Here is a 22,896-nt window from a genome sequence, read left to right on the forward strand (position 1 = left end):
ACGCAGATCGGCACATGGTTATTTTCTTAAATACCGATACTCCTGTCAAGGATCGGCGGGGTACGGCTGACCGCAACCGCCGAGCCCGCAGTACCCTCCGGGGTTCTTGGCCAGATACTGTTGATGCTCGTCTTCGGCATAATAGAAGGGCGGCGCCGCGACGATCTCGGTCGTGATCGGGCCAAGACCGGCGGCGTTCAATACGGTCTGGTACCGTGCACGGCTCGCGCCGGCGGCGGTTTCCTGGGCCCTGTCGTAGCAGTAGATCGCGGACCGGTACTGGGTGCCGATGTCGTGGCCCTGACGCATGCCCTGCGTCGGATCATGGCCCTCCCAGAAGCCTTTCAGCAGATCCTCGTAACGGAGCGCCGTCGGCTCGTAAACGACCAGCACGACCTCGTTGTGGCCGGTGAGCCCGCTGCAGACCTCGGCGTAGGTCGGGTTCGGCGTGAGGCCACCGGCATAGCCGACGGCGGTCGTGTAGACGCCGGGCATCGACCAGAAGAGACGCTCAGCGCCCCAGAAGCAGCCCATGCCGAAGAGCGCGGAGGCCAGCCGGTCGGGGAAGGGCGGTTGGATCGGATGGCCGTTGACGGCATGACGGTTCGTGACCGGCATTGGTTGCGAACGGCCTGGCAAGGCCTCGTCGGGTCTGGGCAGCCTGGTGGATTTGCGAAACATGGATCAAGATCTCCCGGTTGGTGCCGAAGGCGCGGTCACAGACATGGGCGAAGAGCGAATGGATTTCACCTTTTGCGCCCCTTGACGGCACAATGCGGCCTTTCGCGGTGTCGCCAATGCCCTGAACCCGATGACCTACCGGCTCCTGACGATCGATCTCGACGATACCCTCTGGCCTTGTGCGCCCGTGATCGAGGCCGCCGAGGCCGCCCTGCATGCCTGGCTGACGCGCGCCGCACCGCGTCTGGTCGCCGTGCATGACCCCGCGAGCCTGAGCCGCCATCGCCGCGCCCTGATGGCGGCGCACCCGGCGCGCGCGCACGATCTGTCGTGGGTCCGACATCAGTCGCTCGTCGAGCTGCTGGTCGACTTCGGCTACGATCCGGCGCTGGCCGACCAGGGTCTGGCGCTATTCCTCGAACACCGCCGGCAGGTCGTGCCATTCGCGGATGTGGTGCCGGCCCTCGAGGTCCTGGCGGAATCCTGTCGTCTGGTCTCGATCACCAACGGCAATGCCGATGTGACCCGCAGCCCATTGCGCGATCTGTTCGACCTGTCGTTGACTGCGGCCGCGGTCGGCGCGGCCAAGCCGGATCCGGCGATGTTCCACCGGGCGCTGGACTGGGCCGGCGTGTCGGCCGACCAGGCCCTGCACATCGGTGACGATCCCTATCTCGATGTCGCGGCGGCGCGCGACCTGGGTTTCGCCACGGTCTGGGTCAACCGCTCAGGGCAGGCCTGGCCGGCGGCGTTGGCCCCGCCCTCCCGGATCGTTGGCGACCTCGGCGAACTGGTGCCCTGGCTCACTGGGGACGATGATGCATTTTGAGTTGCTCGCTTGCGATGGCGCCGCGCGCCGCGGTCGTCTGAGCTTCGCCCGGGGAATGGTCGAGACGCCGGCCTTCATGCCGGTCGGCACCTATGGCACCGTCAAGGCGATGACGCCGGAGGAGCTCACGGCGCTCGGTGCGCAGATCGTGCTGGGCAACACCTTTCACCTGATGCTACGTCCGGGTGCCGACGTGATCCGCCAATTCGGTGGTCTGCATCGCTTCATGAACTGGTCCGGGCCGATCCTGACCGACTCCGGCGGCTTCCAGGTCTTCAGTCTCGGCGCCATGCGGCGTATCAGCGAGGCCGGTGTGCGTTTCAAATCGCCGATCGACGGCTCTCCGGTGTTTCTGGGGCCGGAGGAGTCGATGGCGATGCAGCGGGCGTTGGGTGCGGACATCGTCATGATCTTCGATGATTGCACCGCCTATCCGGCGACCCCGGCCCAGGTGCGTGCATCGATGGAGCTGTCGTTGCGATGGGCCGCGCGCAGCCGCGTCGCGCACGGCGACAACCCGGCGGCCTTGTTCGGGATCGTGCAGGGCGGCATGGATCCAGCGCTGCGTTCGGCATCGCTCGCCGGACTTCAGCAGATCGGTTTCGATGGCTACGCGGTCGGCGGTCTGTCGGTCGGCGAGCCACCGGCCGAACGGCTGAAGGTGCTCGATCACCTCGCCGACCGCCTGCCCGCCGACCGACCGCGTTACCTGATGGGCGTCGGGACGCCGGCGGACATCGTCGCGGCGGTCGAGCGGGGCATCGACATGTTCGACTGCGTGCTGCCGACGCGCAATGCGCGCAATGGCCATCTGTTCACGCACGAGGGTGTGGTGCGGATTCGCAACGCCCGCTACAAGACGGACGAAGGGCCGCTCGATCCGCACTGCGATTGTTACACCTGCCGCCACTACAGCCGGGCCTATCTGCATCACCTGGATCGCTGCAACGAGATCCTCGGTGCCCGGCTGAACAGTCTGCACAATCTTTACTATTATCAGAGTTTGATGGGTGCGCTGCGCGCGGCGATCGAGGCCGGCCGCTTCGCGGCCTTCGCCGCAGCCTGGCGGGCCGGTTTGCAGGCGGGTGGCTAGCGCCGGGGTGGAAGGGTGCCTTCCACTTTGCCCCGGCTGTGTCATAATGCGGCGCCGAATTCCACTTGACTCCGTGTGGCCTTGTAGGCGGCTCCCGCTTCCATGGCTGCGTCAGGGTCATACCCCGAGGATCTTACTCACATGAATTTCTTCATCTCCGATGCGTGGGCTCAGTCGGCCGCCGGAACCGGCGACATCATGCTCAGCCTGCTGTTTCCGATCGGCCTGATCGTCGTGCTCTATTTCCTGATGATTCGGCCCCAGATCAAACGTCAGAAGGAGCACTCGAAGATGGTCGCGAATCTCGCGAAAGGCGATGAGGTCGTGACCCTGGGTGGCATCGCCGGGCGCATCGTCGACCTCGGCGAAAGCTTCGCGCAACTCGAGGTGGCCGAAGGCGTGAACGTGAAGATTCGACGCCAGGCCGTCGAGGCCGTCATGCCCAAGGGTTCGATGAAGGAACTCTGACCAGCCGCCCCTGCCTCAGTCTGTTCGGATGGGTGTCGTCTCGCCATCGCTGCGAGACGGCGCGAGATCCTCAGGCTGACCTCTGTTGCGTTGCATCGTCATGGCTCCCGCCAGCTCGCAGGTACCCTCGTTCAGGGACTCCCGATGAATCGATATCCGTTATGGAAGAATCTGCTGATCCTGTTCGTGATACTGATCGGCTTCTTTTTCGCGCTCCCCAACCTCTACTCGCAGGATCCATCGATCGATATCTCGGCGGCGCGCGGTGGTGAAATCACCGAGGCCAGCGCCGGCGAGATCGCGCGCGTCCTCGAGTCTGCCGGGGTTCCGTTCAAGGAGATCGAACCGCGTGGCGTCGATCGGTTGCTCGTGCGCTTCCCGAGCAGTGGTGACCAATTGCGCGGTCAGGAAGTGATCGCGGCCGGGCTCGGTGACCGGTACAACGGCGCCTTGACCCTGGTCGCCGATCTGCCCGGCTGGATGCGCGCGATCAATGCCCAACCGATGTACCTCGGATTGGATCTGCGTGGCGGCATCCATGTACTGATCGATGTCGACATGGACGCCGCGATCGAGCAGTCGCTGGAGCGCTACATGGGCGATGTCCGCAGTCTGTTGCGGCGTGACCGGATCCGTTACCTGACCGTCAGCCGCGACGCCGCCCAGATCACAGCGCGGTTCGCCGAGGCCGAGAGCCGCGATCAGGCCGAACGGCTCATCGGCCGCGAGTTCCGCGAACTCACGATGGAAGCCGTTCGTGTCGGTGACAGCTATGACCTGGTCATTCGCCTGAATCCGACCGAGGAACAGGAGATTCGCACCTTCGCGCTGCAGCAGAACATCACGACCTTGCGCAACCGCGTGAACGCCTTGGGTGTTGCCGAGCCGATCGTGCAGCGCCAAGGCGATCGACGCATCGTCGTGCAGTTGCCCGGTGCCCAGGATCCGTCGCGGCTCAAGGAGATCCTCGGCGCGACCGCGACCTTGGAGTACCGTCTCGTCGATACCGAAGGGAACGTGCAGGATGCCCTCGACGGTCGGGTGCCGCTCGGCAGCCGGCTCTACGAGGATCGCGAGGGCAATCCGGTGCTGCTGCGCCGCAGCGTGATCGTGACCGGCGATCAGATCAAGAGCGCCTCGTCCGGCTTCGATCAGCGATCCGGGCAGCCGGCCGTGTTCGTGAACCTCGACAGCCAGGGCGCGCGGCGCATGCTGGATGTGACCACCGAGAATGTCGGCAAGCCGATGGGTGTCGTCTTCATCGAGTCCCGGACCGTCACTCGGATCGTCGACGGGGAGCCGGTTCGCCAGCGCGAGCGGACCGAAGAGGTCATCAGCGTCGCCAATATCCTCGAGCCCTTCGGGCGCCGCTTCCAGACGACCGGGCTCGACAGCTCCGACGAGGCGCACAATCTGGCGCTGCTGCTGCGCGCCGGCGCGCTGGCGGCGCCGATCGAGATCGTCGAGGAGCGCACGATCGGCCCGAGCCTCGGACAGGAGAACATCGACCAGGGCTTTCGTTCCGTGATGTTCGGGCTGGCCCTGGTGCTGGTGTTCATGGCGCTCTACTACCGGGTCTTCGGCCTGGTCGCCAATGTAGTGCTGGTCATCAACCTGGTCATGATCGTCGCGATCCTGTCGTTGCTGCAGGCTACGCTGACCCTGCCGGGCATCGCCGGTATCGTCTTGACCGTCGGCATGGCTGTCGATGCCAACGTGCTGATCTACGAACGCATTCGCGAGGAGATCCGCAATGGCAACTCGCCGCAGGCGAGTATCCACGCCGGCTATGACAAGGCCCTGTCGACGATCGTCGACGCCAATATCACGACGCTGATCGCGGCGGTCGTGCTGTTCAGCTTCGGCACTGGTCCGATCAAGGGGTTCGCGGTGACGCTGTTCATCGGCATCCTGACGTCGATGTTCACGGCCATCCTCGGCAGCCGCGCCCTGATCAACCTGATCTACGGCGGCCGGCGTCTGACCAAACTGGCGATCTGACGGAGAGCCGACCATGCAACACGCACAGCTTCTCAAGCGGACCAGCATCGACTTCATGGGCTGGCGGTATCCGGCCGTCATCGTCTCCGCCGCGCTGGTTCTGCTACTCCTGGTCGTGATGATCTTTCGCGGCTTCAACCTGGGCCTCGACTTCACCGGCGGCTCGGTGATCGAGGTCGGCTACGAGAACCCGACCGAGCTCGCACCGGTCCAGCAGGCGCTGGCCGATGGCGGATTCGAGGGTGCCTTGGTGCAGCATTTCGGCTCGCGTCGGGATGTCGCGATTCGACTCCCGCCGGTCGAGGGTCAGGAGGCCGGCGCCGAGCTCAGCGACCGAGTCTTTCAGACCCTGAGCGCGGCCAGTGACGGCCAGGTCGAGTTGCGGCGCGTCGAGTTCGTCGGACCGCAGGTCGGCGAGGAGTTGCGCGAGGATGGCGGCCTCGCCGTGTTGTTCGCGCTGATCGGCATCCTGATCTATGTGGCGCTGCGATTCGAATGGCGCTTCGCGGTCGGGGCCGTGATCGCGACGATCCACGATGTATGGATCACGGTTGGGCTGTTCTCGTTGTTTCAGATCGAGTTCGGTCTGCCGGTCCTCGCGGCCGTGCTGGCCGTCATCGGCTATTCGCTGAACGACACCATCGTCATCTACGATCGGATTCGCGAGAACTTTCGGCGCATGCGCAAGGGCACGGTGATCGAGATCATCAACTTGTCGATCAACGAGACCCTGTCGCGCACGATCGTGACCAGCGGCACGACCCTGCTGGTTCTGCTCGCGCTCTTCATCTTCGGCGGGGAGGCGATCAGCGGCTTCTCGCTGGCGCTGATCATCGGCGTCATCGTCGGGACCTACTCGACTATCTACGTGGCGACGGCCGCCGTCGTTTGGCTCGGCATCAGCAAGGCGGACCTGATCCCGCCGCCGAAGGAAGGGGCCGAGTTGGTCGACGGCCGTCCCTAGTCGCGCGCTGCCCGGCGGCGACGCCGCCGAAGCGGCCCAGGCACCGATAGGTTGGATGAGGGCAGCGGGAGGTGACACGGGCCGGCGAATCGGCCCGCCCGTGTCCTGTTGGTCCTGAAGTGGCGTCTCGGTATCAGCCCGCGGGCTTGCCTTCGAGCGAGGGCCGCAGGCGGTCGACGAGAACTTGATGAAGCCGCGGATTCGCCGCGACCAGATTGCCGGAATCGAGATAGTCGCGGCCACCGGTCAGGTCGCTGACCAGTCCGCCGGCCTCGGTGATCAGCACCGCGCCCGCGGCCAGGTCCCAGGGCGCAAGACCGATCTCCCAGAAACCGTCGAGCCGGCCCGCCGCGACGTAGGCGAGGTCCAGCGCGGCCGAACCGGCGCGACGGATCCCCGCGGCTTCCTGCATGACCGTCTTGAGCATGCCGAGGTACCGATCGGTATGGCGATGCTCGCGGAACGGAAAGCCGGTTCCGATCAGCGCCCCGTCCAGCGACGGCCGTTTCGCGACGCGGATCCGGCGGTCATTGAGGTGAGCCCCTTGCCCACGGGCGGCCGTGAAGAGCTCCTCGGACAGGGGGTCGTAGACGACGCCGAGCTCCAGCTTGCCACGGCATTCGAGGCCGATCGACACCGCGAACTGCGGGAAACCGTGCAGATAGTTCGTCGTGCCATCGAGCGGATCGATGATCCAGACGAACTCGCTGTCACCTTGGCGGCCGCTCTCCTCGGCAAGGATCGCGTGTTGTGGAAATTTGCTGCGTAACTCCTTGACAATCGTAAGCTCAGCCGCGCGGTCGACCTCGGTGACGAAGTCGTGACGGCCCTTGTCATGGATCGTTAGCTGCTCCGTGCGCTCGTAATAGCGCATGAGGACCCGGCCGGCCTGACGGGCCGCGCGGGTCGCGATATTCAACATGGGATTCATGGTGCGCACGATAACCGAATCGAGGGTTCGACAAAAGCTTGACAAGCACCAGTCCTCGTCACGAAGCTGCACACCCCATGACAACCTCTGAACAACTGCCGATCGACCGGATCCGTTTCGTGCTGGTCGAGACGACGCACACCGGCAACATCGGTGCGGTCGCTCGCGCGATGAAGACCATGGGGTTGCGTCGCCTGCATCTGGTGAGGCCGAGCCGAACGCCGGATGCCGAGGCGATTGCCCGCGCCTCGGGCGCAGACGACCTGCTGGCCGCTGCGCCCGTGCACGAGGATCTGCTGGCGGCGATCGCCGATTGCCGGCTCGTCGTGGGCTCGAGCGCGCGGGCGCGAACCATCGCTTGGCCCGAACTGGATCCGACCGAGGCGGCCCGGTTGATGTTGGCCGAAGCGGAACAGGGGCCTGTGGCTTTGCTGTTGGGGCGGGAGCGTTCTGGGTTGACCAACGACGAGCTGGCTCGCTGTCAGTATCTGGTGCATATCCCGACCGACCCTGGGTTCAGCTCGCTCAATGTCGCCGCCGCGGCGCAGATCTTTGCCTATGAATTGCGCCGTGTCTGGCGCGAGGCCGGTGAGCGGCCGCCGATCGACACCCGTGATCTCGCGACGGCCGATGCGATGGAGGGTTTCTTTGTCCATCTGTCGCAGACCTTGGTCGCGATCGGCTATGCCGATCCGCAGCAGTCCGATAAGCTGTCGCGGCGGCTGCGGCGATTGTTTTTTCGCGCGCGGCCAGACTGGACCGAACTCAACATCTTGCGCGGGATTCTCAGCGCCGCCCAGGGTCGCAAGTCACCCGATCGCTTTCGTCGACGTACGGATGCCATCGGACGGCAGGGTCCCGGCGACGGCTCGCAAGGCCTGGATTGAACACCGCGGAATCGATGGAGTACCGAATGCCATTGTTCGAACGGGTGCGCGAGGATATCCGTTGCGTATTCGAGCGCGATCCGGCGGCCCGCTCCGCCTTCGAGGTCATCACGACCTATCCCGGGTTTCATGCGGTTTTGATGCACCGCTTGACCCACCGGCTGTGGCGCCACGGGCTCAAATGGCTGGCGCGGGTGTTGGCGAATGTCGCACGCCTGTTCACAGGCATCGAGATCCATCCCGGTGCCCGGATCGGTCGGCGTTTCTTCATCGATCATGGGATGGGGGTCGTGATCGGCGAGACCGCCGTCATCGGCGACGACTGCACCCTGTATCATGGCGTGACCCTCGGTGGCACCAGTTGGCAGAAGGGCCAGCGCCATCCAACGCTTGGGCGGGACGTGGTCGTCGGGGCCGGGGCCAAGGTGTTGGGCCCGATCACGGTCGGCGATGGCGCGCGGATCGGTTCCAACGCGGTCGTCGTCAAGTCGGTACAGGCCGGTGCCACGGTCGTCGGCGTGCCCGGTCATGTGATCGAACGGCCATCCGGTGAGCTGTCAGAGCGGCGCGCGGCCACCGCAAAGCGGATCGGCTTCGATGCCTACGGCGCGACCCGCGATGCCCCCGACCCGGTTGCGCATGCGGTCAATCGGATGCTTGACCATATTCATCTGATTGACGAACGCCTGGAGGCCATGTGCGAGGCCTTGCAGCGTCACGGTATCGTCAACCATTTCAAGGAACTGCCGGATATCGGCGATTGCGAGATCCGCTCGGCCGTGGCGGATCCGAGCGACCTGTCGGGCGATCCGCACGCCGGCGATGCGGTAGACGCGCGACCCGAGCAGAGGTAGGTGTCAACCCGTCGCGGCGCGGCGGACTTCAAGATCCTGGTGCCCAACGGCGAGGCCAGGTACGAAGGCGGGCGCCAAGCGCCGCACCCTCGGCGACCGACTCGGCGCGCAACGCTCGCGAGTGCGGTGACACTCCGGGGTCGTCCCGGGTCGGTGTCAGGAGGATTCCCACATGACGTGCTTGTTCGCCGCGGCCGCTGCCTTCAGCAGTTCGATCAGCGGGAACGCGCGGCGCGCGAGACTGACCTGGACGACCTCCTCATCGCGCGACGAGGCCGCATCGTCTGGGTCGAGCGGCCTGTCGGGGTGGGCGCTGACCTCCTGCCTGAGCCGTTCGAGGGCAGCTGGGACGTCGTCGGCGTGCAGCGCACCCGGCACTGTTCCACTGTGCCCCATCAGCTTGATGAGCGTGACGGCGACATGGCCGAACATCGTGATGTCGGCGTAGACCGGTGTCCGAAAAGTGACCAGCATCGTGCGGCCTCCTGTATCGAGTCAGTTTGACGGTCGGTTCGCATCAGGTCGGATCCGCTCGAGTTCGACGAAGTCGAGGTCGTACGGGTTGCGTGCATCGGCGGGGCGCCTCTTGCGTGCGACCTCGCGCCAGCAGTCCGTCTGGATCTCCGGAAAGAAGGTGTCACCATCGATCGCGGCATCGATCTCGCTCAGGTGGATGCGCTGCGCCAGTGGCAACATGGCCTGGTATAGCGCGGCCCCGCCGATGACCATGATCTCGGCTGCGTTGGTCGCGGCGATCGCCTCGTCCGGCGAGGCGACGACGGTGGCGCCCTCGATTCGATAGGTCCGGTCGCGGGTCACGACGATCGGGTACCGGCGCTCGAGCCGGCCCGGGAGCGACTCCCATGTCCGTCGTCCCATCAGGATCGGCTTGTCGAGCGTGAGCTGACGGAAATGTGCGAGGTCGGCCGGCAGGTGCCAGGGCAGCCTATTCCCACGGCCGATCACGCGCTGATGGGCCATGGCGACGACCAGGCTGATGCGGGGGCGCGTCAGCCGACGCTGTGTCGCGCACGGGTCTCGGTCGCTGGTCATGGGTCCGATCGCGTGCGCTCAGGACGCGGTCGCGGCACGCGCCACCAGGGTGGGGGCTGACCAGAGCCGCTCGAGATTGTAGAAGTCACGCACTTTCGGCAGCATTACGTGCACGACTACCCCATTGAGGTCAACCAAGGCCCACTCGCCTTCATTGAGACCTTCGCAACCCAGAGGGGCTTCGCCGGCGTCTTTCGCCCGGAAGGCGACCGTCTCGGCGATGGCCTTGACATGGCGATCGGAGGTGCCGGATGCGACGATCATATAATCGGTGACCGAGGTCTTGCCGCGGACATCGAGCACCGTGATGTCGCGCGCCTTCAGGTCGTTCAGGGTGTCGAGGACGAGGGTCTTGAGTTGCTCAAGCTGCATGCGATCTCCTCTGTCGTGGTTCGTGGCGCCGTCAGACGGCGCGGTGGGTGTTCGGAGGCTCGATAGAGCCCTTTGCGTTCGATGATCGCGATCACCGGGTCCGGGACCAGATAACGTGGCGAACGGCCGGCCGCGACCAGCGCCCGGATCGCCGTGGACGAGATCGCCAGCTGGGTGACCGGGTGGCGATAGATCCGACCGGCGGGACGCGTCGCCAGCGCCGCCGGGTCCATAGCGCGTCGCGCGGTGTACAGAGCCGCCAGGGCTGGGTTCAACCGAGGGCCGGGAATGGGGCGAGCCATCACGACCAGGTGGGCGAGGGTCAGGATCTCGCTCGAACGGCGCCAGGACAGGAAACCGCGGAACGCGTCTTCTCCCAAGAGCAGGCAGAGCGGGCGCTCGATGCCGAATTCCGCGCGGAACGAGGTCAGGGTGTCGTAGGTATAGGACCCCCCATGGCGTTGCAGCTCGCGGGGGTCGGCGACGAAACCCGGCTGATCGGCGACGGCCGCCTCGACCATCGCCAGTCGATCGGCGGGTGTGGTCTGCGGGGGTTCGCGGTGCACGGCCTCGCGCAACGGGATCAGTCGCAATTCGTCGAGACCGAGGATCTCGAAGACCTCGAGGGCGGGCCGCAGATGCCCGTAGTGGATCGGGTCGAAGGTACCGCCGAACAAGCCGATCATGGGTGGCCGTGGTCGGGTGCCTGGTGGCGGTTTCCCGAGGGCGGTGCCTCGCCCACCCGGTCACGGGCGCGAGCCAATTGGTCACGCCAGGTCATAGGTAACGCATCGGCGGCGGTTCGCGGGAGATGAGACGTTGCGGCATACCCTCTGCGTGGGTCGAAAGTCGACGGCCTGACGAAAAAGGTAGCAGAATCGCGACGGCTTGTCGCGGCGGCGAGGCCGTTCGGCCCCGGGTCGATGGCATGTGGATCGCGATCGGCCGGCTGGGCGGGAGTCCGAGCGCGGGCGTCGTCGAGCGTCGGCTGTTCCTACGTTTAGCCTCATCCGCGGATGTGGCCGTCGCCGAGAACGACGAACTTCTGCGACGTCAAACCTTCGAGCCCCACTGGGCCGCGCGCGTGAAACTTGTCCGTGCTGATGCCGATCTCGGCGCCGAGCCCGTACTCGAAGCCATCGGCGAATCGGGTCGATGCATTGACCATCACGGAGCTCGAATCGACCTCGCGCAGGAAACGGCGGGCGCGCGCGTAATCGCTGGTGACGATCGCATCCGTGTGTCCGGAGCCATAGCGGGCGATGTGGTCGATGGCCTCGTCGAGACCCGCCACCACGCGTACGGCGAGGATCGGGGCCAGATACTCGGCCTCCCAGTCGGCCTCGGTCGCCGGCAGGGCCTCGGCGACGATCTCGCGGGTCCGCGGACAACCGCGCAACTCGACGCCTCTGTCGCTGAAGGCCGCCGCGAGTCGCGGGAGTATCTGCCCCGCTGCGGCCTCGGCGACCAGCAGGGTCTCCATCGTGTTGCAGGTGCCGTAACGTTGGGTCTTGGCGTTCAGCGCGACGGCATGGGCCTTGTCGAGATCGGCGCCCTCGTCGATATAGACGTGGCACACGCCGTCGAGGTGCTTGATCACCGGGACCCGCGCCTCGCGGCTGATGCGTTCGATCAAACCCTTGCCGCCACGCGGGATGATCACGTCGATCGCCTCGGGCATCCGGATCATCGATCCGACCGCGGCCCGGTCGGTCGTTGCCAGCACCTGCACGCCATCGATCGGCAAACCGGCCTCCGCCAGGCCCCGATGGATGCTGGCGGCAATCGCCTGGTTCGACGCGAAGGCCTCGGAGCCGCCGCGTAGCACGCAGGCATTGCCCGATTTCAGGCACAGGCCAGCCGCATCGGCCGTGACGTTGGGGCGCGACTCGTAGATGATACCGACGACCCCGAGCGGGACCCGCATGCGCCCGACCTGGATGCCACTCGGGCGGAAGTCGAGCTCGGTGATGGCCCCGATCGGGTCCGGCAGTGCCGCGATCTCGCGCAGCCCGGCGACCATCGCATCGATGCGCGGCGGCGTCAGCTCCAAGCGATCCAGCAGTGCCGCATCGAGGCCCTTCGCGGCGCCAGCCTCCAGGTCATGGTGATTCGCGGTCGCGATGGCATCGCGACTGTGTTCGATGTCGGTGGCGATCGCGAGCAGCGCGCGGTTCTTGGCCGCTGTCTCGCTGCGGGCCAAGGCCCGCGCCGCCCGTCGCGCACGATGACCCAGGTCGGCCATGTAGGCGGTGACATCGGCGATTTGCATCTCGCTGTAGGGGTTATCGGTTGGGGATGACAAGGACATTGAGAACACCTCGAAACGGGGCCGCCGATCACGACCCTTGATGCGGTCGGCCGGAACCGCGCCCGCCCTGGCCCGGCGGGTTGGCTCGACATGGCCCCGATGTTAGCCAGGCGCGGCGGAACGGGCAAGTTGGGGGCGGACGCTGCCATGGGGGCGTCGGGGCCGATTCGTGTATCATGCGATCCGCACGGCTTCTGCTAGAATCGCCGCGCATCACCTCGGCACCCGGTCATTCCCACCCTTGAACGCGTCTTACCTTAACCCAGCCAATCCGATCGGAGTCTTCGATTCCGGGGTCGGTGGGTTGTCCGTGTTGCGGGAGATCCGCCGGGAGTTGCCGCATGAAGACCTGATCTATGTCGCTGATTCTGGGTTTGCCCCTTATGGTGACCGGCCGTCGGAGCTGGTCGCGTCGCGCGCGATGGCGATTGCGGGATTCCTGCTCGATCAGCCGGTCAAAGCCATCGTGATCGCTTGCAACACGGCCACCGGAGTCGCGGCCAGGTCGTTGAGAGATCAATTTACGCTACCGATCATCGCGATGGAGCCAGCCGTCAAACCGGCCGTCGCATGCACCCGTTCCGGTGTCGTCGGCGTCCTGGCGACGAGCCAGACGCTGGCGGGCCACGGCTTTCGACAGCTGTTGGAACGACTCGGCGGTGGCGTCCGAATCCTCGCCCAGCCCTGCCCGGGGCTGGTCGAGCGGATCGAGGCTGGGGATCTGACGGGCGCCGGCACGCGGACCCTCGTTGATCGCTATGTGTCACCCTTGTTGGCGCAGGGGGCCGACACGATCGTGCTGGGGTGCACCCATTACCCGCATGTGACCCCGCTGATCGAAGAGCTCGCCGGCCCTCGTGCTCTGGTCTTGGATTCCGGGGCCGCGGTCGCCCGTCAAGTCAAGCGACGTCTGGCCGAGAGCGGCTTGCTGCGAGTCGGGCCGGAGGTTGGTGCCGTGCGCTTCTGGACGAGCGGCGAGCCGCGAAGCACGACCCGCATCATGACCCGTTTCTGGACGTCACCGATCGATGTGTCGCCGTTGCCGGTCCGTGATGGGTGAGTCCGTGGGCGCGTGGACGCAACCGCTTTTTCGGCGGGCGCGGAAGGCGCGCGGCGCCCTTGACCTGGATCGCGACTGGTTCTACCGTTGAATAGCCAATCCGCGATGCCTGTCGGCCCTGCATTTTCGTGTACCTGAACTACTTCGGACTCAAGGAACCGAGCTTCTCGATTGCGCCGGATCCAGAATTTCTCTACCTGAGCCAGCAACACCGCGAGGCCTTGGCGCATCTGCTCTATGGGGCCGGCGAAAGCGGCGGCTTCGTGTTGCTGACCGGAGAGGTCGGCACCGGAAAGACGACCGTCTGTCGGGCCTTCCTCGAACAGTTGCCACCGGAGGTCGACGTCGCCTTGGTGTTGAATCCGGCGGTCACGGGCTACGAGTTGTTGCGGACCATCTGCGATGAATTCCGGATCCCGGTCTCGGTCGACGAACGATCGACAAAGACCTTGATCGATCGACTCAATCAATACTTGCTCGCGGCCCACGCGAAAGGGCGCCGTCCGGTGTTGATGATCGACGAAGCCCAGAATCTGCGCCCGCGGGTGCTCGAGCAGGTCAGACTCCTGACCAATCTCGAGACGAACAAGCAGAAGTTGCTCCAGATCTTCCTCGTCGGACAGCCGGAGCTGCGTCGGCTGATCGACAGCGAGGCCCTGCGTCAGCTCAGTCAGCGAATCACGGCCCGTTTCCATCTCGGCCCTTTGACGGCGCGGGAGACAGCCGCCTATGTCCGCCACCGGTTGGCCGTTGCCGGTGTCGATCGGCCATTGTTCACGCGTCGTGCGCTGCGTCGCGTACAGGCCCTGACCGGCGGTGTCCCGCGCTTGATCAACCTGCTGTGCGATCGGGCCTTGCTCGGGGCCTGTGTCGGTCGCCATTTGCAGGTGACGCCGCGGATCCTGAACCGAGCGGCAAAGGAATTGCGGGGCGCGGCTGGCCCCGCGTGGCGCGGTCCGCCCCGGCCGATCTTCACCGGGGCTCTGATCCTGGCCTTGCTGTTCGGGGCGGGTTGGTTGGCCCGCGATTGGGTCCCAATGCCCGCTGGTTCCGGCCTGGAGGCGGTCGTGGCGGCTTGGCGGCGAGATGAGGGTGCATCGCATGCCGTCGCCACGGAGCCGGCGTTGGACGTCGATGTCGGGCCTTCCGAGTCGAAACCGGTGGCGAACGGCGCGGTGGCGGTTCCTCTCGAGACCCCCGAGATGGCACCGAGTCCGATCCTCTCGAACATGGGCCGCGAGTCGGCGCTGCGCCTGTTGCTGCGACGCTGGGGCGTCGATGTCGATGATCTCGGAACCGATGACCCTTGCCGGCGGGTGGCCGCCTTCGGCTTGCGTTGCGAACAAGAGCAGGGTACCTGGGCGAACCTGAGGTTCTTCGATCGGCCAGTCCTGTTGCGGAGCATCGACGACGAGGGTACGGATGGGTATCTGGTCCTGAGCCGGCTGCGCGACGATCGGGCAACCCTCGATCAGCCGGATGGGTCGATCGAGTTGCCCGTGGCGATGCTTGACGATGACTGGACCGGTGATTATCTGTTGATCTGGCAGCCGCCGCCTGTCGGGACCGCCTTGATCGGGCCGACTTCGTCGGGCGAAGCCGTGCGTTGGTTGCGGCAACTACTGGCCCAGGTGCCCGATCTGGGGTTTGCCGATTCGGGATCGGGTCGGTTCGATGACGAGCTGGACCAGACCTTGCGGCAGTTTCAGCAGGGGCGTGGGTTGGTGCCGGATGGCTTGGCCGGTTACCGCACGCTGATTCAGCTCCATAACGTTGTCGGTATCCCCGGCATCCCGAGGCTCGTCGAGGTCGAGTGAACCATGTCCTTCATCCTGGAGGCATTGAAGAAATCCCAGCAGGAGCGTGCGCTTGGGCAGGTTCCGCGAATCGATACCGGCCTGCTGGTCGAGGAACCGGCTGGTCCCCGGCTGAATCCATGGGTCGGTTTGGCGTTGGGACTGGCCTTCGTCGCCGTGGCCATCGCGTTGGTCGCCTTGTGGCGCGTTGTGGCGCAGCCAACGACGGCACCTTCGCCGTCGCTAACGGCTCCGTTGCCCGACGCTGTCGCGTGGTCGTCGCCTGCTCCGGTGGGTCTGACCACCGATCGCGGTGGTGACGATCGCGCCGGGCACCGAGCTCAGGCGGTGTTGGAGCAAGGTGCCGTCGATGTCGCAACGGAAACGCTGGGTCTGCGTTTTGGACCGGCAGCGCCCGGGGCCGAGGCCCCGGCTCCCACGCCGTCGGCCGGGCCTGCGCCGGTGTCGGCCGAGCCCGGACCAACGGGGCCCCGTTCTCGATCGATCGCCGCAGGGATACCGGAAGACCTGGTCGAGGAGATCACCAGTTTCCGCGAGCAGATCCGTCGCGAGCAGCAGGGTCTACCCAGTCGCGATGAGGTCGCCGATGTCGAACCTTTGCGGCCCGCCGAACAACCGACCCTGCCGGCCTTCATCATGACCGCTCACGTCCACGACGCCGATCCGCAGAGGCGTTTCGTCGTAATCAACTCGTTGCGGTACGGGGAAGGCGAGCAGACCCGCGAGGGTCTCGAGGTGCTCGAGATCCAGCCGGATGGGGTGTGGCTGGGGTATGGCAACGTGCAGGTCTTCAGGAAACCTTAGGCGGTTTTTGCCGCGTCATGCGCGACATCGCTCACTACTTCGTCCGCCTTTCGTGTCGTACCGGCCGTCAGATCGTGCAGCCATGATCTGTCGGCGCTTCGCGATTCGTACCTGATCGTCCGGTCATCGCCGCAGCGGCCACGGGCCGCCCGGCGCCGGAACCGGATGCCGAGAGCCGATCGCTGCGGACGCGGTCACCGAGCGCCGCTTGTCAACCGGCCCCGAGGTGTTCGTTGATCAGCAGATACTGGCGCTCGGCCTCGTTCGAAAAGCCGCTTTCCTGGCCCTCCATCATGGCGCAATTGACCGCCATGCGAGCTTGGACGGCGGCCTTCCAGGCTCGGTTCTGCTTATCGGTCAACAGCGATCCCGGGGTCAAGGCCGCCGCCGCGGCGGCGGCGACGAAATGATCGGCCTGGGCCAACCAATTGGTGTCCTTTCCGCAGTCCGTATAGGTTTTCGTCGCATGGGATTTCGCGGCCCGATAGGCGTCCTCGATCTCGCCAGGGCTGGCATCTGGTTTCAGGGCGGTTTCGATGGCTCGGCTGACCCGAGGTTCCCGGCCCCACCGGGCGACGCTGTCAGCGAAGCGGGCGCCGAGGATCCGCTGTTCGATCTCGGGCAGCTCGTTGAGGGCCTGGCGCAGGTCGTGGTCGTTGCTGATGGATGCCATGGGTGCGGTCCTGTGGCTTAGAATGGCGTTACCCGAACCAGTCGGTTGGGAAGCGGGAGCCGAACGGTCGAAACGCCCGACGACCCGTACCGACCGCACTGGATGTGTATCAAGGGCCCGGTCGATGGGATCCGGCCCGGCCGCGATATTGAACGCGAGACGCGACGAATCATGAGACGCACGGTCTTCTACGTATCCGAAAGCACGGGCATCACGGCCGAGACGATGGGGCACAGCCTATTGTCGCAGTTCGAGGCGCTCGATTTCCAGCAGGTCTACATGCCCCACATCAACACCGAGGCGCGCGCCCATGCCCTGGTGCAAAGGATGCAGGAGGCCTTCGATCGCGATGGTGCGCGCCCGATCGTCTTCGCAACCATGCTCGACGATCGGATCCGTCAGGTCCTCCGAGATGGCAACTGTTTCTACATGGAGCTGTTCGAGGGCTTCATCGAACCCCTCGCGGTGGAATTGGGGATGGCGCCGAGCCGTCAGTCCGGACGCAGCCACGCGATCACGAAGCCAAGTTCCTACACCAAGCGGATCGAGGCGATCAATTTTGCGATGTCCAACGATGACGGGATCCGACCGGACAATTTCGATCATGCCGATGTCGTGCTCATCGGCGTGTCGCGCTCCGGCAAGACCCCGACCTGTCTCTATCTGGCGATGCACTATGGCCTGCGTAGCGCGAACTATCCGCTGACCGAAGAGGACTTCGACCGGGATGACGTACCGCCGGAGGTCTGGGCCAGTCGTCGGAAGTTGTTCGCGCTGACGATCGACCCGCAACGTTTGCAGCTGATCCGCGAGGAACGTCGCCCGGGCAGCGACTATGCCTCCCTGGCGCGTTGTCAACTGGATACCAAGCGGGCTCAGGCGATCTATCGGCGCCTCGATGTCCCGGTACTCAATACAACCAGCCAATCGATCGAGGAGATCTCCTCGCACATCGTCAAGGCCATCCGCAACAAGATCGACTGATGGGGCGAGGTCGGCTTCGGCGTTGACCGCAGGTGCTCGGCATCGGGTCGCTGGGACGGTCGGGCCCTGAGCGGCCGGCGGGTCAGTGCCTTGCGCGCGAGCCGTTATAGCGAGTCCCGCGGAACGAACATCCTTGACCCAAGAGGTCGGTGGTCATTCGGTCATTCATCACGAACAGGTCCTCGTGGACCTCCCTCCCGGTGTTCGGTACACTGCCGGGCGTCGGCGCTGCGCGTCGAGTCTCAGCGCTCGGCGGACTTCAGGGCGTGCCCAATCTTGCCGTTGACGTCGCGTCGCGGGCAAACTAAACTGTAGCGCTCGTTTGGAGGGGTTCCCGAGCGGTCAAAGGGATCAGACTGTAAATCTGACGGCTCAGCCTTCGGAGGTTCGAATCCTCCCCCCTCCACCAAATCGTGTTTTGCTCCGTTGTCCTGCATGCGGGTGTAGTTCAATGGTAGAACCTCAGCCTTCCAAGCTGATGGTGTGGGTTCGATTCCCATCACCCGCTCCATCGCGGTAATGGTTAGAGTATGGCCCATGTAGCTCAGTCGGTAGAGCACACCCTTGGTAAGGGTGAGGTCACCGGTTCAATTCCGGTCATGGGCTCCAAAATAGGCGAATCGCGCGAATCGCGCGCTGTTTGTGGTCATCTTGCGGAGGTCCGTCATGTCCAAAGGAAAGTTTGAGAGAAAGAAGCCGCACGTGAATGTGGGGACGATTGGGCACGTGGATCATGGCAAGACGACGTTGACGGCGGCGATCACGTTGCGTCAGGCGAAGAAGTTTGGTGGTGAGGCGCGGGCGTACGATCAGATTGACAATGCGCCGGAGGAGCGTGAGCGAGGGATTACGATTGCGACGGCGCATGTCGAGTATGAGACGGACAATCGTCATTATGCGCATGTGGACTGTCCTGGGCACGCGGATTATGTGAAGAACATGATCACGGGTGCGGCGCAGATGGACGGGGCGATTTTGGTGGTATCGGCGGCGGACGGTCCGATGCCGCAGACGCGCGAGCATATTTTGTTGGCGCGGCAGGTGGGTGTGCCGTACATCGTGGTGTTTTTGAACAAGGCGGACATGGTGGACGACAAGGAGTTGTTGGAGTTGGTGGAGATGGAGGTTCGCGAGTTGTTGGATGCTTATGGATTTCCGGGTGATGACACGCCGATTGTGACGGGTTCGGCGCTGAAGGCGATGGAAGGGGACGAGACCGAGCTGGGTGGTCAGGCGATTGACCAGTTGATGGAGGCGTTGGACAGTTACATTCCGGAGCCGGAGCGGGCGATTGATGGTCCGTTTTTGATGCCGATTGAGGATGTGTTTTCGATTTCGGGTCGTGGCACGGTGGTGACGGGGCGTGTTGAGCGTGGTGTGGTGAAGGTGGGTGAGGAGGTTGCGATTGTAGGGATTCGCGACACCACGAAGACCACGTGCACGGGTGTGGAGATGTTCCGGAAGTTGTTGGACCAGGGGCAGGCCGGGGACAACATTGGGGTGTTGTTGCGTGGTACGAAGCGGGACGATGTGGAGCGTGGTCAGGTGTTGGCGAAGCCTGGGACGATCACGCCGCACACGCACTTCGAGGCGGAGGTGTATGTGTTGAGCAAGGAGGAAGGTGGTCGACACACGCCGTTTTTCAATGGATATCGTCCGCAGTTTTATTTTCGCACGACGGATGTGACGGGGGCGTGCGAGTTGCCGGAGGGCATCGAGATGGTGATGCCGGGTGACAATGTGCGGATGACGGTGAAGCTGATTGCGCCGATTGCGATGGAGGAGGGGCTGCGTTTTGCGGTTCGTGAAGGTGGTCGCACGGTCGGCGCCGGCGTCGTCTCCAAGGTGATCGAGTGAGGTTTATCTTGCTGGTGGTGTCGCGGTGTCTCAGGCAGTCACCTGTCGGGTGCCATCAGTAGTCAATTTCTAGGCCAGTAGCTCAATTGGCAGAGCAGCGGTCTCCAAAACCGCAGGTTGGGGGTTCGAGTCCCTCCTGGCCTGCCATATTTCTAGTGCAAGCGACCGAACGGCCCCATCATGAACTCACGCGCTGAAGTAACCGGTAGCCGCATGGATACGGCCAAGCTTGCGGCCGCGGTCGTCCTGTTGCTGGCAGGCCTGTCGGCCTTCTATTTCTTCTCCGATTATTCGACTCTGGTGCGGGTCATTGGGTTGCTGGTCGTCAGTGCTGGGGCTGGCGCGATCGCATTGCAAACCTCCCAAGGTCGGCGTCTCTGGCAGTTCGCCGGCGACGCGCGCGCCGAGGTGCGCAAAGTGGTTTGGCCGACGCGTCAGGAAACCATGCAGACGACCTTGGTCGTCATCGTGATGGTGTTGATCCTGGGCCTGATCTTGTGGTTTTTCGATAGTATCCTGATGGCGATCGTGCGTTTCTTGGTCGGCCACGGAGGCTGACATGGGGAAACGCTGGTACGTCATTCACGCCTATTCGGGTTTCGAGGCGCAAGTCAAGCGTTCTCTCGAAGAACGTATTCGTCGCGCGGGCATGGAGGAGAGCTTCGGCCCGATTCTCGTTCCTACCGAAGAGGTGGTCGAGATGCGTGGCGGGCAGCAGCGCAAGAGCGAGCGAAAATTCTTTCCCGGTTACGTGCTCATCAACATGGAGCTCACGGACGACACCTGGCACTTGGTGCGCAGTGTGCCGAAGGTGATGGGCTTCATTGGTGGGACTGGAGATCGCCCGGCGCCAATTCCCGAGAAGCAGGCAGAGGCGATTCTGTTGCGCGTGCAGGAGGGTGTCGAGAAGCCTCGTCCGAAGGTGCTCTACGAGCCTGGCGAGGTCGTTCGGGTGGTCGATGGCCCCTTCACGGACTTCAACGGCGTCGTCGAGGAAGTCGACTACGAAAAGAGTCGTCTGAAAGTCTCCGTCCTGATCTTTGGGCGGTCGACTCCGGTTGATTTGGAGTTTGGTCAAATCGAGAAAGGGTGAGCAGGCTCGCCCTTGCGTTTCGGCTTGCTATTTCTGGGCTTGTGCTGTGGTTGGCCCGCGCTGACTGTTACCTTTTGTTGGTTTTTTGGGTGTGTGGCCCGGGCCGTGGCCGCTCGTCCGGCTGGTGATATCCCGAATGATGGCCGATCTGGCAGTGCCGGCTTGGTTTCGGGTGGCAAATCGGGGAGCTGGTTCCTAGCGGGCCGGCGTTAGACCCACGGGAGATTTCAATGGCTAAGAAGATCACAGCTTACATCAAGCTGCAAGTGAAGGCCGGCGAGGCTACGCCAAGCCCGCCCGTCGGGCCGGCGCTCGGTCAGCACGGCGTCAATATCATGGAGTTCTGCAAGGCGTTCAATGCGCGAACCCAAGGGATGGAAAAAGGGATGCCGACGCCGGTCGTCATCACCGTCTATTCCGATCGCAGCTTCACCTTCATCACGAAGACGCCGCCGGCCTCGGTTCTCCTGAGGAAGGTCACGGGGCTGGCCAAAGGCAGTGCCGATCCGAACCGGGACAAGGTCGGGACCGTGACGCGCGCGCAACTCGAAGAGGTCGCGAACATCAAGATGCCGGATCTGACGGCGGCCGATCTCGATGCAGCGGTGCGGACCATTGCTGGTAGCGCGAAGGCGATGGGTTTGGTTGTCGAGGAGGTGCAGTGATGGCTAAGGCATCCAAGCGTCTCAATGCGATGCGTCAGCGCGTCGATCGCAGTCGCCTGTATCCGGCCGAGGAGGCGTTCGCGCTCCTCAAGGATTTGTCGAGCGTCAAGTTCGTCGAGACGGTCGATGTCTCGGTGAATCTCGGCGTGGATCCGCGTAAGTCGGATCAGGTGGTGCGTGGTTCGACCGTGCTGCCGCATGGTATCGGCAAGACGGTCAAGGTCGCCGTGTTCGCGCAAGGCGCCAACGCCGATGCGGCGCTGGCGGCGGGTGCCGACCGGGTGGGTATGGAGGATCTGGCCGAGGACATGAAGGCCGGGAACCTGGCCTATGATGTGGTGATCGCGTCGCCCGACGCGATGCGGGTCGTAGGGCAGCTCGGAAAACTGCTGGGGCCACGCGGCTTGATGCCGAACCCCAAGGTCGGCACCGTCACGCCGAACGTCGCCGAGGCCGTCAACAATGCGAAGGCCGGGCAGGTTCGTTATCGCACCGACAAGGCCGGGATCATTCACTGTCCACTCGGCAAGATCGATTTCGATCCGGTTGCGCTGCGCGAAAACCTACAGGCCTTGCTGGCGAACCTGATCAAGGCGAAGCCGAGCAGTTCGAAAGGCATCTATATGCGGAAGGTGACCGTGTCCACGACGATGGGGCCCGGGATCTCGGTGGATCATGCGGCCTTGGGTCTGTGAGATCCAGGGCTGCTAGAGGGGGCGCGAAGCGCTCTTCAGTCAGGCTTTGGGGCCTCGGCCGTCGGTCGAGGGCCGTCAAAGACCGCAGGTGCCCGTGCGCGTCGATGCGCCGACGGGCTTAAATCATCCAGCCTGCGCAGACGGTGCTCCCGATTCAGGTTGATCCTGAAGACGGTGCACGGATGAGGTCGTCGCGCCGGACCGAGGTCCGCGGCGGCGGATGTAATCGAGGTTGTTTTCCTCGAGAACCGTGATCAGGAGGTGACGATAGTGGCGTTGAATCTCGCCCAAAAGGAGGCCGTCGTTGCTGAGATCGCGGAGGTTGCTAGGAGTGCCTATTCGGCCATCGGAGCCGAGTACCGGGGGTTGACGGTCGAGCAGATGACGCAGTTGCGTGCCGAGGCGCGCAAGGCTGGCGTCTATGTTCGCGTCGTCAAGAATACCCTGGCGCGCCGGGCCTTGGTGGATACCGACTTTGCGTGCATGCGCGACGGGCTCAAGGGCCCGCTGGTTCTCGCGTTCTCGCAGCAGGATCCCGGGTCGGTGGCGCGCGTCTTAGAGACCTTCGCGAAGGCGAACAATAGCTTCCAGGTCAAGCTGATTGCTGTGAGTGGTCGGCTCTTGCCGCCCACCGAGATCGGCACTTTGGCGAAGATGCCTACCTATGATGAGGCGGTCAGCCAGTTGATGGCCGTGATGAAGGCGCCGGTCCAGAAGCTGGCCGCGACGATGAACGAGGTCCCGGGCAAGCTGGTCCGTACCTTGGCCGCGGTTCGCGAGGCCAAGGAAGCCGCCTAACCGTCT

General features: G+C 64.4%; 25 protein-coding genes and 4 tRNA genes. 21 read left to right on the top strand and 8 right to left on the bottom strand.

What is annotated here, in order from left to right:
• Positions 1–45: 45 nt before the first annotated feature.
• A complete protein-coding gene (gene msrA, locus ABC977_RS00695) occupies positions 46–681 on the bottom strand; it encodes a peptide-methionine (S)-S-oxide reductase MsrA (RefSeq protein WP_369665304.1) in 636 nt (211 codons plus the stop codon).
• 130 nt (positions 682–811) lie between these two features.
• Between msrA and ABC977_RS00700 the strand changes: the two genes are divergently transcribed.
• From ABC977_RS00700 to secF, 5 genes are all read left to right on the top strand, one after another.
• Positions 812–1,510 carry an HAD family hydrolase gene (locus tag ABC977_RS00700; protein ID WP_369665305.1) on the top strand — a complete coding sequence of 233 codons (699 nt, stop codon included), beginning with the start codon at positions 812–814 and terminating at the stop codon, positions 1,508–1,510.
• A complete protein-coding gene (gene tgt, locus ABC977_RS00705; RefSeq protein ID WP_369665474.1) occupies positions 1,500–2,603 on the top strand; it encodes a tRNA guanosine(34) transglycosylase Tgt in 1,104 nt (367 codons plus the stop codon). Before ABC977_RS00700 ends, tgt begins: the two co-directional genes overlap by 11 nt.
• Before the next feature lie 141 nt (positions 2,604–2,744).
• Positions 2,745–3,071, top strand: coding sequence for a preprotein translocase subunit YajC (gene yajC, locus ABC977_RS00710; RefSeq protein WP_369665306.1), 327 nt, complete (start codon positions 2,745–2,747; stop codon positions 3,069–3,071).
• Between the two features lie 144 nt (positions 3,072–3,215).
• On the top strand, positions 3,216–5,072 hold the full coding sequence (gene secD, locus ABC977_RS00715; RefSeq protein ID WP_369665307.1) for a protein translocase subunit SecD: 1,857 nt from the start codon (positions 3,216–3,218) through the stop codon (positions 5,070–5,072).
• 13 nt (positions 5,073–5,085) lie between these two features.
• Complete coding sequence (secF, locus tag ABC977_RS00720) at positions 5,086–6,036, top strand: protein translocase subunit SecF (protein ID WP_369665308.1); 951 nt, start codon at positions 5,086–5,088, stop codon at positions 6,034–6,036.
• A 133-nt stretch (positions 6,037–6,169) separates the two neighbouring features.
• Here secF and ABC977_RS00725 read toward each other — a convergent pair whose 3' ends face one another.
• A complete protein-coding gene (locus tag ABC977_RS00725) occupies positions 6,170–6,967 on the bottom strand; it encodes an inositol monophosphatase family protein (RefSeq protein WP_369665309.1) in 798 nt (265 codons plus the stop codon).
• A 77-nt stretch (positions 6,968–7,044) separates the two neighbouring features.
• Here ABC977_RS00725 and ABC977_RS00730 point away from each other — a divergent pair, with 77 nt between their 5' ends.
• On the top strand, positions 7,045–7,854 hold the full coding sequence (locus ABC977_RS00730) for an RNA methyltransferase (RefSeq protein WP_369665310.1): 810 nt from the start codon (positions 7,045–7,047) through the stop codon (positions 7,852–7,854).
• 32 nt (positions 7,855–7,886) lie between these two features.
• On the top strand, positions 7,887–8,708 hold the full coding sequence (gene cysE, locus ABC977_RS00735; RefSeq protein WP_369665475.1) for a serine O-acetyltransferase: 822 nt from the start codon (positions 7,887–7,889) through the stop codon (positions 8,706–8,708).
• Between the two features lie 156 nt (positions 8,709–8,864).
• On the opposite strand, the gene ABC977_RS00740 is transcribed toward cysE, so the two are convergent.
• The 5 genes from ABC977_RS00740 to ABC977_RS00760 form a co-directional block, all read right to left on the bottom strand.
• Positions 8,865–9,182 (bottom strand): DUF1840 domain-containing protein, encoded by a 318-nt coding sequence (locus tag ABC977_RS00740; RefSeq protein ID WP_369665311.1) that lies wholly within the window; start codon positions 9,180–9,182, stop codon positions 8,865–8,867.
• A 21-nt stretch (positions 9,183–9,203) separates the two neighbouring features.
• Complete coding sequence (locus tag ABC977_RS00745; RefSeq protein WP_369665312.1) at positions 9,204–9,761, bottom strand: dihydrofolate reductase; 558 nt, start codon at positions 9,759–9,761, stop codon at positions 9,204–9,206.
• 18 nt (positions 9,762–9,779) lie between these two features.
• Entirely contained in the window at positions 9,780–10,133 is a 354-nt protein-coding gene (rsfS, locus tag ABC977_RS00750) for a ribosome silencing factor (RefSeq protein WP_369665313.1), read from the bottom strand.
• Positions 10,091–10,819: a nicotinate-nucleotide adenylyltransferase gene (gene nadD / locus ABC977_RS00755; protein WP_369665314.1), complete on the bottom strand. Its 729-nt coding sequence runs from the start codon at positions 10,817–10,819 to the stop codon at positions 10,091–10,093. Before nadD ends, rsfS begins: the two co-directional genes overlap by 43 nt.
• Positions 10,820–11,139: 320 nt before the next feature.
• Positions 11,140–12,444: a glutamate-5-semialdehyde dehydrogenase gene (locus tag ABC977_RS00760; RefSeq protein ID WP_369665315.1), complete on the bottom strand. Its 1,305-nt coding sequence runs from the start codon at positions 12,442–12,444 to the stop codon at positions 11,140–11,142.
• Between the two features lie 241 nt (positions 12,445–12,685).
• On the opposite strand from ABC977_RS00760, the gene murI reads away from it, so the two are divergent.
• The 3 genes from murI to ABC977_RS00775 all read left to right on the top strand — a co-directional run bounded on the left by murI (position 12,686) and on the right by ABC977_RS00775 (position 16,125).
• A complete protein-coding gene (gene murI / locus ABC977_RS00765) occupies positions 12,686–13,504 on the top strand; it encodes a glutamate racemase (protein ID WP_369665316.1) in 819 nt (272 codons plus the stop codon).
• 128 nt (positions 13,505–13,632) lie between these two features.
• A complete protein-coding gene (locus ABC977_RS00770; RefSeq protein ID WP_369665317.1) occupies positions 13,633–15,321 on the top strand; it encodes an ExeA family protein in 1,689 nt (562 codons plus the stop codon).
• 3 nt (positions 15,322–15,324) lie between these two features.
• Positions 15,325–16,125: a general secretion pathway protein GspB gene (locus ABC977_RS00775; RefSeq protein ID WP_369665318.1), complete on the top strand. Its 801-nt coding sequence runs from the start codon at positions 15,325–15,327 to the stop codon at positions 16,123–16,125.
• Between the two features lie 211 nt (positions 16,126–16,336).
• Here ABC977_RS00775 and ABC977_RS00780 read toward each other — a convergent pair whose 3' ends face one another.
• Positions 16,337–16,798 (bottom strand): hypothetical protein, encoded by a 462-nt coding sequence (locus ABC977_RS00780; RefSeq protein WP_369665319.1) that lies wholly within the window; start codon positions 16,796–16,798, stop codon positions 16,337–16,339.
• Positions 16,799–16,969: 171 nt separating this feature from the next.
• Here ABC977_RS00780 and ppsR point away from each other — a divergent pair, with 171 nt between their 5' ends.
• From ppsR to rplJ, 11 genes are all read left to right on the top strand, one after another.
• On the top strand, positions 16,970–17,782 hold the full coding sequence (gene ppsR, locus ABC977_RS00785) for a posphoenolpyruvate synthetase regulatory kinase/phosphorylase PpsR (protein WP_369665320.1): 813 nt from the start codon (positions 16,970–16,972) through the stop codon (positions 17,780–17,782).
• A gap of 324 nt (positions 17,783–18,106) precedes the next feature.
• Positions 18,107–18,191, top strand: a tRNA-Tyr gene (locus ABC977_RS00790).
• A 28-nt stretch (positions 18,192–18,219) separates the two neighbouring features.
• A tRNA-Gly gene (locus tag ABC977_RS00795) sits at positions 18,220–18,293 on the top strand.
• Between the two features lie 22 nt (positions 18,294–18,315).
• Positions 18,316–18,391 (top strand) — tRNA-Thr (locus tag ABC977_RS00800).
• Between the two features lie 57 nt (positions 18,392–18,448).
• Positions 18,449–19,639: an elongation factor Tu gene (gene tuf / locus ABC977_RS00805; RefSeq protein WP_369665321.1), complete on the top strand. Its 1,191-nt coding sequence runs from the start codon at positions 18,449–18,451 to the stop codon at positions 19,637–19,639.
• A 71-nt stretch (positions 19,640–19,710) separates the two neighbouring features.
• Positions 19,711–19,786 (top strand) — tRNA-Trp (locus ABC977_RS00810).
• Positions 19,787–19,819: 33 nt separating this feature from the next.
• Positions 19,820–20,197, top strand: a complete 378-nt coding sequence (gene secE / locus ABC977_RS00815) for a preprotein translocase subunit SecE (protein ID WP_369665322.1) — start codon at positions 19,820–19,822, stop codon at positions 20,195–20,197.
• Between the two features lies 1 nt (position 20,198).
• Positions 20,199–20,732 carry a transcription termination/antitermination protein NusG gene (gene nusG, locus ABC977_RS00820; RefSeq protein ID WP_369665323.1) on the top strand — a complete coding sequence of 178 codons (534 nt, stop codon included), beginning with the start codon at positions 20,199–20,201 and terminating at the stop codon, positions 20,730–20,732.
• A gap of 230 nt (positions 20,733–20,962) precedes the next feature.
• The gene (gene rplK, locus ABC977_RS00825; protein WP_369665324.1) at positions 20,963–21,397 is read left to right on the top strand and encodes a 50S ribosomal protein L11; all 435 of its coding nucleotides are present in this window, start codon (positions 20,963–20,965) and stop codon (positions 21,395–21,397) included.
• Entirely contained in the window at positions 21,397–22,092 is a 696-nt protein-coding gene (rplA, locus tag ABC977_RS00830) for a 50S ribosomal protein L1 (protein ID WP_369665325.1), read from the top strand. Before rplK ends, rplA begins: the two co-directional genes overlap by 1 nt.
• 270 nt (positions 22,093–22,362) lie before the next feature.
• The gene (rplJ, locus tag ABC977_RS00835) at positions 22,363–22,890 is read left to right on the top strand and encodes a 50S ribosomal protein L10 (protein ID WP_369665326.1); all 528 of its coding nucleotides are present in this window, start codon (positions 22,363–22,365) and stop codon (positions 22,888–22,890) included.
• The last annotated feature ends 6 nt before the right edge of the window (positions 22,891–22,896 follow it).

It is taken from the genome of Thioalkalicoccus limnaeus (assembly GCF_041197575.1).
Taxonomy (GTDB): domain Bacteria; phylum Pseudomonadota; class Gammaproteobacteria; order Chromatiales; family Chromatiaceae; genus Thioalkalicoccus; species Thioalkalicoccus limnaeus.